The sequence below is a fragment of the Mycobacterium sp. genome, from assembly GCF_002863225.1.
In the GTDB taxonomy this organism is placed as follows: Bacteria; Actinomycetota; Actinomycetes; order Mycobacteriales; family Mycobacteriaceae; genus Mycobacterium.
In genome coordinates this window covers 1-13757 of the sequence record NZ_PKEK01000028.1, presented here as the reverse complement: position 1 = coordinate 13757, position 13757 = coordinate 1, and the positions used below count along the sequence as shown (strand labels likewise).

Annotated in this window: 16 protein-coding genes; all 16 read right to left on the bottom strand. The window is 65.6% G+C overall.

Translation table 11 applies throughout. The annotated features are described in order from the left end of the window. The coding region (locus CYU59_RS07235; RefSeq protein WP_292980987.1) for a hypothetical protein at positions 1 to 1316 on the bottom strand (1316 nt) is incomplete at its 3' end. Further along, positions 1313 to 1468, bottom strand: coding sequence for a hypothetical protein (locus CYU59_RS07230; RefSeq protein WP_292980984.1), 156 nt, complete (start codon positions 1466 to 1468; stop codon positions 1313 to 1315). The genes CYU59_RS07230 and CYU59_RS07235, both read right to left, overlap by 4 nt. Positions 1469 to 1473: 5 nt before the next feature. Continuing rightward, entirely contained in the window at positions 1474 to 2961 is a 1488-nt protein-coding gene (locus tag CYU59_RS07225) for a hypothetical protein (protein ID WP_292980981.1), read from the bottom strand. After that, positions 2962 to 7137 (bottom strand): hypothetical protein, encoded by a 4176-nt coding sequence (locus CYU59_RS07220; RefSeq protein ID WP_292980978.1) that lies wholly within the window; start codon positions 7135 to 7137, stop codon positions 2962 to 2964. It abuts the gene before it with no gap. Positions 7138 to 7144: 7 nt separating this feature from the next. Continuing rightward, positions 7145 to 7408, bottom strand: coding sequence for a hypothetical protein (locus CYU59_RS07215; RefSeq protein ID WP_292980975.1), 264 nt, complete (start codon positions 7406 to 7408; stop codon positions 7145 to 7147). A gap of 116 nt (positions 7409 to 7524) precedes the next feature. Beyond that, entirely contained in the window at positions 7525 to 7872 is a 348-nt protein-coding gene (locus CYU59_RS07210) for an adenylosuccinate synthase (RefSeq protein WP_292980972.1), read from the bottom strand. Beyond that, complete coding sequence (locus CYU59_RS07205; protein ID WP_292980970.1) at positions 7869 to 8687, bottom strand: hypothetical protein; 819 nt, start codon at positions 8685 to 8687, stop codon at positions 7869 to 7871. Before CYU59_RS07205 ends, CYU59_RS07210 begins: the two co-directional genes overlap by 4 nt. Positions 8688 to 8789: 102 nt before the next feature. After that, positions 8790 to 9188, bottom strand: coding sequence for a hypothetical protein (locus CYU59_RS07200; RefSeq protein ID WP_292980967.1), 399 nt, complete (start codon positions 9186 to 9188; stop codon positions 8790 to 8792). Continuing rightward, positions 9185 to 9421, bottom strand: coding sequence for a hypothetical protein (locus tag CYU59_RS07195; RefSeq protein WP_292980965.1), 237 nt, complete (start codon positions 9419 to 9421; stop codon positions 9185 to 9187). Before CYU59_RS07195 ends, CYU59_RS07200 begins: the two co-directional genes overlap by 4 nt. Then, positions 9418 to 9732, bottom strand: coding sequence for a hypothetical protein (locus CYU59_RS07190; RefSeq protein WP_292980963.1), 315 nt, complete (start codon positions 9730 to 9732; stop codon positions 9418 to 9420). Before CYU59_RS07190 ends, CYU59_RS07195 begins: the two co-directional genes overlap by 4 nt. Then, the gene (locus CYU59_RS07185) at positions 9729 to 10205 is read right to left on the bottom strand and encodes a hypothetical protein (RefSeq protein ID WP_292980960.1); all 477 of its coding nucleotides are present in this window, start codon (positions 10203 to 10205) and stop codon (positions 9729 to 9731) included. The genes CYU59_RS07190 and CYU59_RS07185 overlap by 4 nt, the downstream gene beginning before the upstream one ends. Next, positions 10205 to 10483 carry a hypothetical protein gene (locus CYU59_RS07180; RefSeq protein WP_292980957.1) on the bottom strand — a complete coding sequence of 93 codons (279 nt, stop codon included), beginning with the start codon at positions 10481 to 10483 and terminating at the stop codon, positions 10205 to 10207. The genes CYU59_RS07185 and CYU59_RS07180 overlap by 1 nt, the downstream gene beginning before the upstream one ends. After that, a complete protein-coding gene (locus CYU59_RS07175) occupies positions 10480 to 10986 on the bottom strand; it encodes an endonuclease VII domain-containing protein (RefSeq protein WP_292980954.1) in 507 nt (168 codons plus the stop codon). The genes CYU59_RS07180 and CYU59_RS07175 overlap by 4 nt, the downstream gene beginning before the upstream one ends. Positions 10987 to 11023: 37 nt before the next feature. Further along, the gene (locus tag CYU59_RS07170; RefSeq protein WP_292980951.1) at positions 11024 to 12265 is read right to left on the bottom strand and encodes a phage major capsid protein; all 1242 of its coding nucleotides are present in this window, start codon (positions 12263 to 12265) and stop codon (positions 11024 to 11026) included. Between the two features lie 18 nt (positions 12266 to 12283). Continuing rightward, on the bottom strand, positions 12284 to 13084 hold the full coding sequence (locus tag CYU59_RS07165; protein WP_292980948.1) for an HK97 family phage prohead protease: 801 nt from the start codon (positions 13082 to 13084) through the stop codon (positions 12284 to 12286). Continuing rightward, positions 13071 to 13757: phage portal protein (locus tag CYU59_RS07160; RefSeq protein WP_292980946.1), on the bottom strand; the 687-nt coding region annotated here is incomplete at its 5' end. The genes CYU59_RS07160 and CYU59_RS07165, both read right to left, overlap by 14 nt.

Below are 13757 nucleotides of genomic sequence, written 5' to 3'. Positions count from 1 at the left end.
GGGTTCAGGAACGCATCCAACGAGCTGCCGATCGACCCGACGCTGAGGTCGAAGCCCGCGCCGAAGCTGAGGTTGGCCGTTAGGTTGTCTCCAAGAACGTTACCGGCGTATTGGATTGCCGCACTGATCAGTTCGTTCACGCCGGGCATACTCTGGCCGCCCACGGTGATGCGGCCCGGACCGCCTGGCGAGCGGGAGAACTCGCTCGTTTGGATGCCGGTGATGTCGCCGTCGCGGTACACCACGTACGGGTGCTCGGGCAGTGTGCCTAAGAGTCCGGGGAGCCGGTAGCCGTTGGGGTCGATCGTCGACTCGCCGGTGAACAGGTCGTAGCTGTCCTCGACCTGATTGGCCAGCAGATCGGCAATGGTCCTGGTCAGGCCTGTGAGGAGGTTCCCGCCCAGTGATGTGCCTTGACGGAATCCCGACTTGTCGACGATCCGCACCATCAGGGTGCCGTTGCGCCAGTTCGTGCCGGCACCGGGCCACGGCTCGGGATCGCCGGTGAGCCAGCGCCGCAGATCCCACTGCAGTTCGGCATCTTCCAGGATCGGTGCGGCGACATCGAACATGTTGGTGTTGATGCTGCCGACCACCAGCGATAGAGGAGCAAGTGAATCGTCGAATGTGCGTGGTACGACAACAATTTGAGATTGCTGCCAGAAGTTCAGGAACGCGTTGACGAGGTTTTCGACAGTCCAGTTGGCCGGATTGAGCAGCTTCAGTAAGTCGCCGATGTCGATGTTGGTCAGGGAAAGTCGCAGCAGGTTGGCGGTCAGCGTGAGCAGGATCGCGTAGTCGGCCCGCTCAAGCAGCATCCACGCCTTCGGCTGCTGGATCAGTGACAACGGCAGGAACGGGTTCCCTGCTGTGTGAACGTATTTCAGTTCCTCGATGTCGTCGAGGAAGTCGATGACAACCTCGTCGCCTTTCTCGCCGCGTGTGACGGTGACACCGTTCTTGGGTTTCATGCGGCCACCGATGCGGGCGCCCATCGTTTCGACGATGATGTGAATGTTGGTGGTGCCGCGGGATTCTTCGTCGAGCGCCCAGAAAGCGGCCCAGGTGCGGCGCGGGTCGTCGAGGTCGATGGGCAGCCGTAGCTGGATGGTCCCGGTGTCGTTCATCTTCAGGGCGACGTTCCCGGCGATCTCGCCGTAAACGGTGCCGCGGTACACCCACTCGCCGTCGTAGAGCTTGATCGTGGGGCGGTCGTAGGCGCGCTCGATGCGGTAGTCGCGGACCTCGCGCGCCCACGCGCTGAAGTCGTCGTGATCGGTCCCGACGAACGGCTCGGCGAACGCCGCGACGGTCATGCGTCGTGTCCATCGCAGTGGGTGTAGGTGCCGATCTGCACGGGGCCATCAGCACCGAGGAAGTACACCGGGACGTCGTATCGGCTGGGCAGAAGGCAGATGTCGCACCACAATCCAGTCGTTGGTGTGCCCGCGATCAGTTGCAGCGTCATCTCCTTCATGCTTCCAACCCGCTTTCGGCTGACCAGAAACGACGTTGCCGCAAAGTAACTTTCGACCCGGCAGGCCCTCGGCACACCACCGGCATCACCTCCGGATCGTCCTCGCTCGCGGTGTAGGGCGGCACCATGTACAACGGTTCGACGCCGTTGAACAGGCCGGCCGCGTTCGACAGGTCAGCGCTCACGTAGGTGTCCATGAACGGATCGACCATCACCGAAAGAAGCTGCGTCAGTTTCGGTGTCACGATCATGCGAGCAGCGTCCGCACCCACCGCGCGGCCCCACTTACGTTCCTGCCCAAACGCGAAATCCGGGAACTGCCATTCCTCGGCCGGGTCAAACTCCCAGTCCAGCCACAACGGCTGATCCGTCGGATTCCACACCTCAAACCAGCCAGTGTTCGGCGCGTAAGCCACGGTGGCGCTGCCGTACTGCAGTCCGAGGTCGCCCCAGAAGCCGCCCGCGGTCAGGCTGCTCGTCGTCCCGGGTCCGGTGAGGACGCCGTTGGTGCCCGCCGCGAACACGATCAGGTAGTTGCCGGCGGTGGTGGCGGTCGCCGGGGTGCCGGTCACGGTGACCTTCCCCGCGCCGACCGACGACAACAACGCCAACGACGTTTGCAGCGCCGCTGGGCTCACATTCCACGGAATCCCCGGCGTGATCGTGACGCGCTGCCCGACGCCGTCTAGGTTGGCCGCCGACCCGGTGAGCGGCCCGGACACGTTGGCGAATACGACCCGGAAGTTGCTCAGCACGAAGGTTGCGCCCGCTGTGCCGGTCACGGTGACATTCCCTGCACCGACCGACGAGAGCGCCTCGAGTGCGGCCTGCACCGTCGCGGCGTTCGCATTCCATGGGATCGCCGTGGTGGTCTTCCCGCCGAACGTCAGGGTGAAGGTTCCGCCGGCCGCCGAGGTGACGAGGGTGTACTGATTGCTGATGGTCTGCCCGGCGAAGCTGAGCAGGAAGTTACCGCCGTCTGCCTTGACGGTGAGTGTGAAACGGTCGTCCGGGTTGACCCATTCCGCGGAGTCCTCGGCGGCCTCGAACATCGGATTGACCGCCAGCGCAACTACCACCGCGTGGTAGGAGTCGTCGATGTCGGCGTCGAACCCGTTCTCGGTGGTGTACTTGATTTCCTTGGACAGCTTCAGCGTGAGCGATCGGCGGCCCGATGGGCCGTCGTAGTGCCAGCGGACCTTCTGGAAATTTCCTGGTGTCCCCCAGAGCCTTTGAAATCGCGATCGTGTGGCCGGGGTGATGTGGAAGGGCAGCACCATCTCGCGGATCGGTACTTGCTCTCCGACGATCCTGCCGCCTGTCTCGAACGCGCCGGACTGGGTGCGCACCGTGAATCCGGTGGCGTACAAGCCTTCCGGGTTTGTGTCGAGGATGATGTCGTCGGTGAGGAAGTCCTCGTTGGGTGCCGACACCACGACGGAATCACCGTTGGTTGATTCCAGGGTGATTGTTGCTACGGCCACTTAGAATCTGCTCAATTTCGCTGCGGCATTCTCGCGTTCCTGGCGCTGCGCCTGCAAGAAGGCGTCTTCGACGGTGGCCGTGCGGATGTTGTAAGTCGGGCCGGGTGCCTGCCCGGCGCGGCCGCCGTGAGTATTCCCACCGGTGTCGGACGGCGGTGCCGCCGCCCTGGTCGTGGATGTCGCGGAGATCGGCGCCGCCGACGTGCCAGACCCCCCGAAACTTCCGAACGGGTTCGAGCCGTCGAAGATCGTGCTGCCGTCGCCACCCGAAACCTTGACCCCGCTGAGCAATTTCGACGCGGCCTGGAAGATTGGTGGAGAGTCGTTGACGCCGAACACGCCGAGCGCCGACTTGACCTGCCCGCCAACGACTTCGCCTAGGGCGGGTCCGATCTGATCGCCTCTCTTGTCTCCGCCGGTGATTGCACCGCCCAGCTGAGACAAGGGCATTGCGGCCGCATCGGAGAACGACGACGGAAGGCCAGCACCAGACCCACGCCCGGAGCTCGGCAGCGGTGCCGCGCTGGCGTCGGAGAACTGAAATCCCGAACCGGGAGTTCCTGTCGTGGGTGCCCCTCCGTCGAGCTGAAGGCCCGTTCCGGGCGCCTTGGAGAAAAACTCTGGCGGCAGGAATGCGTGGTCCGTAAATGACGGACTGTTCGCGCCGGCGGCACTTCCGCCAAACTGTCCGTTGCCGCGACGACCTCCCATTTCGAAGTTTGTGCCGTCCGGGAGGGTGGCGGCCGTGTGCCCACCGTAGGGTCCACCGTTGAACCAACCGATGTTGAGTGAGCCGGCGGGGCCGAGGCCTGACTTGAAACCGCGCGCCGCCAGCTCTGCCGCTTCGGAGGCGGTGGCGAATCGGGACGAGAACGGTGAGCGACCGGTCGCGTAGTTCGCGATCGCTGACACGGCGCCCGAGCAGTCACCCCAGTTCGTGCCGCCCCACTTGTAGGGCTTGCCTTCCACGCCTCGCGCGAACTGACTCAGTTCGGCCGCCGACACTCGCCCACCCTCGGCGTACCCGGGCATGGGGAGTTCGCCGTTGTTGTTCAGGAAGTCCAGCAGCCCGGGATAGGCGTTCTCGATTCGACGTCGCGACGTGGCCTTGATGACGTGCTCGCCGCCGTGCACCACACCGGCAACCTGGTCGATCGGGATCGCCCCGGTGTACCCGCCAGTCGACAGGCTCTTCAGGCTCTTGCCCCAGTTTTTCAAAGCGTCCGCACCGGGCACGGTGATGTTGAGGATTTCGGTGGGGATGCCCTCAAGCAGCGTGCCGAGCGCGTGCAGCGGTGCCTTGATGATGTCGGACAGACCGCGGAACGCCTCGGTGAGACCGTCCTTGATGGCTTGGGCGCCGCCGACAACACCGTTCTTCAGGGTGTCCCACCCGGACTTGAACTTGTCGAAGATCCCGGACACGAAGCCCCACGCGCCGCTGAACGCTGTCTTGATGCCCTCCCACGCGGGCGCAATGGCGTTGTTCCACAACCACATCGCGCCTTCACCGATGAGCCGCCACTCGGTCTTCCACAGATCGAAGACGACCTTGATGGCGGCCCACGCGACCTCCATACCCGACCGGATGCCTTCCCAGGCAGGCTTCAGAGCGTTGTTCCACAGCCACATCGCCGCATCGCCGATGCCCTGGAATGCCGCCTTGATGCCCGGCCACAACGTCGTCGACATCCAGTCCCACACCGCGGACACCACGGTCTTGATGCCCGTCCAGGCGGCCTGCACAATGTTGCGGAACGTCTCGGAATGCTTGTACGCGTAGATGATTCCGGCGACGAGACCGGCGATGGCGAGCACCACCAGGGCAATGGGGTTCGCGTCGAGAACCGCGTTGAACGCCGCGGTGGCCACCGACATCACACCCGTGGCTGCGGCGCCGACACCCAGCGCGACCTTGTGCGCCGCTAGCGCGATCGAGTTGGTTCCCAGCGCCGCCGTCCCGGCGCCGGTGGCTGCAGCCAACACTCCTTGCGCGATCGACGCTGCTGCCGCCGCGGTGTTCCACAGCAGCATCGCCGCACCGATGCCCTTGGCCGCCAACGCGACTCCGAGGATCAACGGTGTCAGCGGACCGAGGTGCGCGACTAGGGTGCCGATGTGGGGTGCCAACGCCGCCACCACCGTCGACCACGGACCCATCGAGTTGACGATTCCGGGAATGACGGGAGCCAAGTTGTGCAGCGCCTGGCCGAGCGCTGGCATGAGTTCCCGCGCCATCGCCATCACACCTGGGGTGGCCTGCTTTATGGCGTCGCCGATGGCCTTGAACCCCGGCGCCAGCGCGGGCGCGCTGATCCCACCCAGATCCTTCAGCCCGGAAAAGATCGGCCCCACGACATTGCGGATGTTCTCGAAGACCTTCCGGAGCGCCTCGAACGCGAGGGTCATCTGCGCGGGGCTGATGTTCTTCAACCGCTCCCCGACCGACCCCAACGCAAGACCGATGGTCCTACCAACATCCGCGAAAGTCTTCGCCGCGGTCCCAGCGAAGCTCACCAAACCTGTTGCAAGACCGCCCAGCCCGTTGGTTCCCCTGAACGCGGTGAAGAACGTGCTCGACGCGGCGAGCATGTCGTCGAAGCCCTTCTTCGCCACCGGACCGGCGAGCGCGTTCGTCACATCGGTGCCGATTCCGCCGAACAGTGTCGACAGGCCAGACACTTTCGGCTTCATGCCGTCGATCAACGCGCCGAAAGTGCTGAACGCCGGCACCAGGGCAGTTGTCAGACTGTCCGTGACGGTCTGCTTCAAACCCTTGACCGCGTCGATCGCGGGCGCCATCCGCTGACCGATCATCAGGTCGAACGGGTCTACCCCGGACTGGCCGGCGTTCTGCGCGTCGGCGAGCGCCTGCTGAGCGTCGGCGACGCGCTGCTCGGCGTCGGCGACCGCCTGGTTCGCGTCGACGACCCGTTGCTTGGCGGCGACGACCTCATCGGAGCCTTCAACGCCGACACGGTTCTGCTCGGCGGCCTTCTCCGCGAGATCCCCATTGGATTCCTGCGTCTCGGCCAGGCGCTGCTCGGCCTCCTGCACCCGCAGGATCGCCCGCTCTCGGTCAAGCATGTCGAACGACTGACCGTCTTTGCCGAGGTTCTGTAGGTCACGTCGCGCCTCGAGCAGGGACAGCTGCGCGTCCCGCTCCGTCAACGCCGAACCCTTGAGCGCGAGGTTCATGTCCTCGATCTGCTCGAGCGCGTCTTTGCGTGCCCGGGTCAGATCCTTCTCGGCTTCGCGTGAATCACGCTTGGCGCGCTCGACGCCCTTCTCCGCGGCGGCGACCTGCTTGCTCGCTGTCGCGACCGCCTTCGCCTGCGACACACCGCCATCGCTGGCGGTGTATGCCTTCACCGCGTCCTGCATGCCCTTGAAGCCCAGCCCCAGCGAGAGCAGCGCCGGACCGAGGATGCCGGCCGCTGCACCGGCCGCGATGCCCATCGCCGCGGCCATCGCCTTCAGCGCCGCAACCATCGGCCCGCCGAGCAGAGACGCCACGCCGGTCGCGACACCCAGCAGCGCCGTCAATCCGATCGTGCCCACCGCGGCGTACTTCCCAATGTTGCTCAGGAGCGACAGGCCACGACCAACGCCGTACAGCACGATCAGCGACGACGTGATCCGGCCAATGTCGCGGGCGGCGCCCCCCGCGGCGCGAGACACCAACCCCAGACCGGCGGCCAACCGACCCACACCGCCACCGCCCAGCGCGGCCAGCGCGGCCAGCGCGGTACTCGCACCCAGCAGAGAACGTGAAAGCACCTGCGCCGCAACAGAAGCAATCTTCGTGCCCGTCGCGATCGCACCGATGTTCCGCAAGATCGACATGCCATGTGAAGCGACCTGGTCGAATCCCGAACCGATGGACCGAACACTTGACAGGATCGACGCCCCCAGGCTCGACCCGAACCGGCTACCGGTCCGCTTCGCGTTCGCCGCTGACAGCTCTTCATCGACCTGGCGGTGCAGACCGTCGGCGATGCGCGCCCCCTGCATGCCAGAACGCACGTCGCGGCCCGCGCGCGCGCCGGCTTCCCGCGCACCCGACACGTCGACGTCGACGGTGGCGTTCAGATTGCGTGTCGCACGCAGGATCGCTTCGCGGACACCGCGCAGGGACGGAATGATCTGCAGGGCAGCGTAACCGATATTTTCCATAGTCAGATCACCCCAATCCGTATGTGCGCTTGCGTTTTTCGAATTTGGCGCGCAAGTCGATGACTCTCGCCTGTTTGGCCTCGGCGTGGGCCTTCTGTTGAATTTCGGCGCGTGTCGGATGGTCTCGGAAACGCGCGTTGGCGCCGCTGTTGACCATCAGGGTCAGCGCCCAGTGATCGGCGACCAGGTGCTCAAGGTTCCCCCACGGCACACGGCCGTCGTTGAGCGCGCGGACGAGCGCCGACTCGACGGGCAGTTGCCGTATCAGCACGCCGAGTCGGCGCGCTGTCAGCGTGCCGCGGAAGAAGTCGAGCAGGTCAATTCGGTAGAACCGCAGCAGGTCAGCCTCTATCGCGTCGCTGTGTTCGCACAGCAGACGCCAGAGGCTTACAAGTTTCCCGTGAGCTCCTCGAGCTGCTTGCCCATAGCCTCGAAGTCGTCGAGGGTCGGGTTGGCCGCCAGGAACGCCTTCCACTGCTCTTCGCCGAGTAGCAGTTCGGTGCCGCGCAGGTTGTTGTCCTGCTCGAACTCGATGACCGCGGCCAGCGGAATCTTGCCTGCCACCGGGATGCGCAGCACGACACCGCACTGCTCTACGGTGACGTAGCCGTCCTCCGCTTCGGCCTGCAACGCCTTGACGGCCGCCTTCTGAGCGGGTGTCTTCTTTGGGTTGCGGTCCTGCGGCTTCGGCGCGTTTGCGGGGATGCGAGACACGTTCGACTTGGCAGCGGTCACGGAACCGTCACCGTTCCGCCGGTGCCGGTGGCCGAGACCCCGGTGACCGGTCCGGTGAACGTCGCCACCAGCGGGCCACCGTCGGGCCCGTCGACCGTCACACCCGGCGCCGGCAACGCTTGGACGGTGGGCAGCGCCCGCAACGCGGTCTGCAACGCCGCCTTGGTCTTGGTCGCGATCGCTGTCGTGGTCGATCCGCTCACCGTCGCCGTGTATGACGTCACGCCTGCGGCGATGGTGAACGTCTTCGCGACGTCGTCGGCGGATTCGTCGACGACCTGGAAGATGTCGCCGGCGGCGTCGGTGGTGTGGTGCACGGTCAGCTCAGCCCACGACAGCTCGCCTTGGACGATGCCGCCGTGGCCCTTCAGCTCGACCGGGGCCGGGGTCAGCGTGACCCAAATGGTGGGGCGGTCCTCGTCGACGAACCGGTACAGCACGTAGATCTGCACGTCCTTCGGCGCGCCGATCTTGTTCGGCGCCGAGCCCGGCAGCACGATCTTCTTGGTCGTGGAATTCGTTTCCAGCGCAGTGAATCCCGTCTTCAGCGCACCCTTGATGAGCTTGATCCGGAACCGCGGCCGGCCGAACGCGTCGTATTCCTTGACCTCGATCGTCGGGTCGAGGGGAATGCCCTTCTTGTCGTCGATCAGACCGGAGAACTCCCAGCCCAGCTGCGCGAGCGCTGCCGCATCGATGGTCACCGATGCCGGGATCTTGTCCGCGATGTTGGTGACGTTCTCCTTCAGGATCAGCCACACCTCGGCTTCATCCGGAATGGTGGTGAGGTTTGGGTTTTTAGTGGTGTTGACCATTGCGAATTTCCCTCCTTCAAGGGCGTTGCGAAATTGCCCTCGCGGGCTGAAATAACCCCACCCGGGTTTGAGTGAGGCAGATCGGTGCGCGTGCGCGCGGTCTTACTGCGGTACTGCGGTGCGAGCACGCGCCCGCACGGTGAACGACGACAAGTCGCCCCCGGTCTTGGGATCGCGGGCATCTACAACGCCGGCGCCGGGGAGCAGCGCGGCGATACCTGGGATTCGCGCGATCAGCAGCCGGGTGAGCGCCTTGTGTACGTAGGTGCGGTTCCGGCCCGCCGTCCACGACGTGACGCGGATCGCCGGTGACGTCGCGGCCGGCCACAAGCTCATCGGGCCGCTGTCGTCGGCGAGCACCAGCACCGGGTCCGAACCCAGCGTCCAGCCCGACGGCAACTCAAGCGCGACCGTCAGCGACGGGAACGTCTCGGCCAGGTCGTCTTTCAACCAGTCTTTGATAAGGCGGACAACGTCTTTCGGCTCGAACTCAGTTCTCACTTCGACCGCACTTCAAGGCCCGCTGCGGCGGCGGCGCGGGTGAGAACCCCGTCCTTGGCCTGCTGGTGAGCCGGCACCCGCACTGAGGCAACCGCGCGGTCGGTCGTGTACTCGGCGACCTCGGCGTCCTCGCCGGCTGCGGCCGCAACCTTGTCGGCCACCGCGCGGACATGGTTGGCCGCCATTTCCTTCAGGACGTGCTCGACGCCCCGCTGATTCAGCTCGAAGGTCATCCTTGCCCCCTCGCGCACAGCACTTCGAGTCCGCCGCGTCCCTGCATCTGCCAGTCGTTGACGATGATCCGGTACCGCTTCCCGCGGACAGTGAGTTCGTCGCTGTTCACCAGATCCGTCCCGGGAGCGAAGTACACGATGGCGGCGGTGTCTTCGCCGTCGCGGCCGCTGCTGATCCGCTGCCGCGGTCTGACACCCGGTACGATGCCCAGCGCTACTCCGATCGCCGTCAACGGTGTCGACGACGCCGGAATGATCTGGCTGTTGTCGTCGCGGCCGCCGCCGCGGTGCCGGATCACCTGCTCGCTCACGGCGCAGACTCCAACTGGTACTGCTCAAGCAGTGAGCGCTCTGCAACGCTGAACGCCGACCCGGGGGCCATCAGCTTGGTGTCCCACTGGAAGGGGCCGACGACGCGCGGTTTGTCGCCGTCCGACCTCTCCGCGTACGACAACACGGCAGCCTCGAAATCCAGCGCCTCCTCGGCGGCGAAACCGTGCGTCATCGTCACCGTGATCGCGCCGTAATGCCGAGACCAGCACGCCCCGGACCGCTTGCGCACCAGCCCGCGCGCAGACACGTACAGATCGGTGCCGACGTCGAGCGCGACGCCGTCCTCGACGACACCGGTCAGCTCGCCGAGGCGCAGCGTCGGCAGCACCAGCAGCCCCGATCCGGGTCCGTCGATCGTCACCTCGTCGTCCTCACGGACCGGGGTGACGTGCCAGCCGCAGAAACGTCGCGCGGCGGACCGCGCGACGTCCTGCGGTGTAGGAGCGGTCATCAGCCCTTATTGGCTGGTGTCGCAGCCTTATTCGCAGGCGTGGCCTGCTTGTTGACCGTGTGAGCGGCCTTCGCCTCCTCGGCAGCTCGAGCTTCGGCCGCAGCCTTCGCCTTCGCCTCCTCCTCGGCCTGGCGCGCCTCGGCCTCAGCCTCAGCAGCCTTGGCCTTCACTGCATCCACCGAATCGGACGCATTCAGCCCGCGGGCCTTGGCATCCTCCTCGGACAACTGGACGCTGTACGGACCGGCGGGGCCCATCACGTTGTACTCACGCATCATCTCTCAATTCCTCTCTGGTTCAGCACATCTTGGAAACTCAACAGGTACGCTGCCGCCGCCATCAACCGACCGGGGTCGTCTTTGAATAAGCCGATCGCTCGGTTGCAGTTGGCGCACAACAGTCCGCGTACCTCACCGGTGCCGTGGTCGTGGTCAACGGCCAGCGAACGTCCACTGACACACTCAAGTCCGCAGATTGCGCACACACCGCTCTGCGAATCCTCCATCGCCCGGTACTCGCTCAGAGTGATACCGAACTGACAACGCAGCCGAGAGTCGCGCCGCCTGTCGGGGTCTTTGGCGTACGCCTCGCGGTCGCTTCGCCTCTTCTGCTCACGGACGGTGGGATCTTCGTTCTGGTACCTATCGCGCCGCTCAGTGCGCAGACGATCGGCGTTACGTTCACGCCAATCCCGCAGATAGGCTGCGGCGCACTCCTTGCAGTGGCTAGAGCGCCAACGCCCGCCGTGAGTCTCACGGAAGTCGTTGACGTCCTTCGCCACTCCGCATCGAGAGCAACGCCGCAGCCCATCCATTGGACTAGGTGGTCCCCAGCGTCACCTTGCAGAAACCGAGGGGACGACGGACCGCCAGGGCGACCCTTTCCTCAGCTCTAATGGTGATGAGGTTGTTGTCGAAGTCGTCGACGTTGGAGTTTGTCGACTCGACCCGGATGCCGCCCTTGCGGTACAGCGTCGCCGAGGTGGCGAACGCACCGACCAGCGGAGCGCCCGCCGCGATGGCCGGGGTGACCACCGTGCGCAGACCCCACAGGGGCGGGTTCTCCGGCACGCCACCGACCCCGTACTGGCCAGCGAAGAAGCCGCCGCCGTAGTACTGGTTGTTCGCGTCCTTCTTAAGACGGAACGCCTGGTAGTCCGTCGGGTGGATGACGATGCCGTCGGCCGGCAGACCCGAGTTCACCGAGATTTTGGTGATGGCGCGGAAGATGGCGTCGGCGTTGTCAGCGATCGACGCGCCGGTCTCGGTCTGGATGCCCGACCGGTTCAGGATGCCGACAAGGTTTTGGCCTGTGCCGTTGCCGACGAGGAGCTGCTGCTCCTCGAACCAGCCGAGGTCGTAGAGCAAGCGGCCGTCGATCTCCGACTTCAGGAACTCGGCGTCCTCGATGAACTCGTCGGTCAGCTTGATCCGGCCGGCGATCTTCTTCAGCGCGTCGACCACTGCCGTCGGGTTGACGTAGTGCATCAGCGGCTTCAGCCCACCCTCGGCGACGGTCGCGAAGCCACCTTCGCGGGCACCTTCCACCAGGTAGCTGATGGCGTTACCCGCCACCGTTCCGGCGCCCAGCAGATCAGCGACGGTCAGCCGCGGTCGAAACGCCTGAACGACGGTGCGGTCGTAGTCGGTGAGCAGCGGCACGCCCGCGGCCCATCCCCCTACGACGTGATTGTCGCCAGCAGCCTTCGTCCGGAACTCCGGTGCCGCAGCCGACGCCTCATTCACGCCCTTGATTTCCAGCATCCGGGCGTGCGCGTGCTTGACGAAGTGCTCGCCGAGCGACTTAGCGGCCGTGCGCTGACCGCCGCCGTTGTCCTCGTCGCGCTTCTGCTCGGCCGGTGCCATCGCGTCGAGCGCGGCCAGCGTCGCCGCCGACTTCTCACCCGCGGCGATGTGCGCCTTGAGTCGTTCGATCTCGGCCATCTTGGCGTCGAGATCCTTTTGCTCGTCTTCGGTGAGGCCGCGGCTCTCGGCGCGGGCCTTCTCTGCGACCCCGCGCGCGTCCTTGATCAGCGCTGCGAGCTGTTCTTTGGGGTTCATCCCTTTGGTCTTCCCTTCTTAGTTGATGCGGTCGTCTAGCAGCGCCAGGTACACGGACGGGCTCGGCGTGGCCGCGGCCGACTTGACGTCGGGTGGCGGCGGTTCCTTACCGCTGGTGTCGTCCTGGTCTTCTTCCTCGTCCGCCGAACTGTCGTTCGGCAGCACACCTTTGAGCGCGGTCACCACTTCCTCGGCCTGAGTCAGCGCGCCGCGCAGCGCCGTCTCGTTCTTCGCGGACAGGGCGCGGCCGGCCTTCGCGGCCAGCGACCCGACCACGGATTTCACCGCAAGGATCTCGGTCTCCTGGTTCGCGCCGATCGGGACGATCGACACCTCGAACAGGTCGAGTTCCCGCAGCTCGTAGTAGGCGTCGCGCCAGGTCTTGTCCTCGCCCTCGGGCTGGATGTACGCGCCGTCGACGATCGAGTAGGCGAACGACATCTGGTTCACCCGACCGGACTTCAGCAGCCGGTAGGTCTGCGCTGACTTCGGGGAGTCCATGTCCAGGCGGCCGTGGACCTTCAGGCCGTGCTCGTCCTCGGTGGCCTCGACGATCTCACCGAGGTTGAAGTCCGGATCGGCGGTGTTGTGACCCCACAGCAGCGGAATCGGCACACCCTTGCGGGCCCACTCGGCGAGCGTGTTGGTGAACGCGCCCTGGATGACGACGTCGCCGTAGGAGTCCTTGTTGCCGAACACGGATGCGTAGCCGGTGAATTCGCCCTCAGCCAGGCCGTCGGTCTTGAACTTGACGACGACGGACTTCACGCCGGCGGCGTCGTGCTTGCCGAGCTTGGCCTCCAACTCAGAGGCGGACATGGATGCCGTTGATCTTTCGGATGCCACGTTTCTTCTCTCCCTCGGTTGGGTCGTCGGGTTCGGCGGCCGGAGCTGCCGGTGTCGGGTTCTGGTCGCCGTTCTGCGCCAGGTTCAGCGGCAGGATCAGCTCGTCGCCGCCCTCGATGGCCGGCATGTTCTGCTTCGCGCGCGCCTCGTTGCGGGTCATCCACGGGCCGCCCACCGCCGTCTGCAGCACCGCGCCCTGCTCCTCGAACGACCCGGCGAGCTTCGCGTTCAGGTTGAACTCGACGTACGTGGCGTCCGGCCGCGCCGCGACGCGGCTCACCAGGCGGGCGTTGATGCGCTGCTCGAACTGTGCGAGATACGGGCCGAGGGTGTCGCCGTACAGCATTCGGCGGAATTCGCGGACGTTGGAGTAGTTTGCGTTGTCCAGCAGACCAACCATCGTGGGGTTGATGTGATAGACCTGCGCGACCGTCTCCAGTGACAGCTTGTTGCCCTCGACGTACTGCTCGTCCTTCGCCGAGAACCGCGACGACTTCAGCTCCATGCCGTCCTCGAGGAGCGGTGTGCGGCCGGCCTTCGGGCCCTTGTCGCCCGCGAACTCCTGCCACTGCTCGACGAACCGCGACCGGGCGTCGGGCACCCCGTTGGCGCCCTTACCCCACTGCGGTGCATCCGCCGGCCGGGT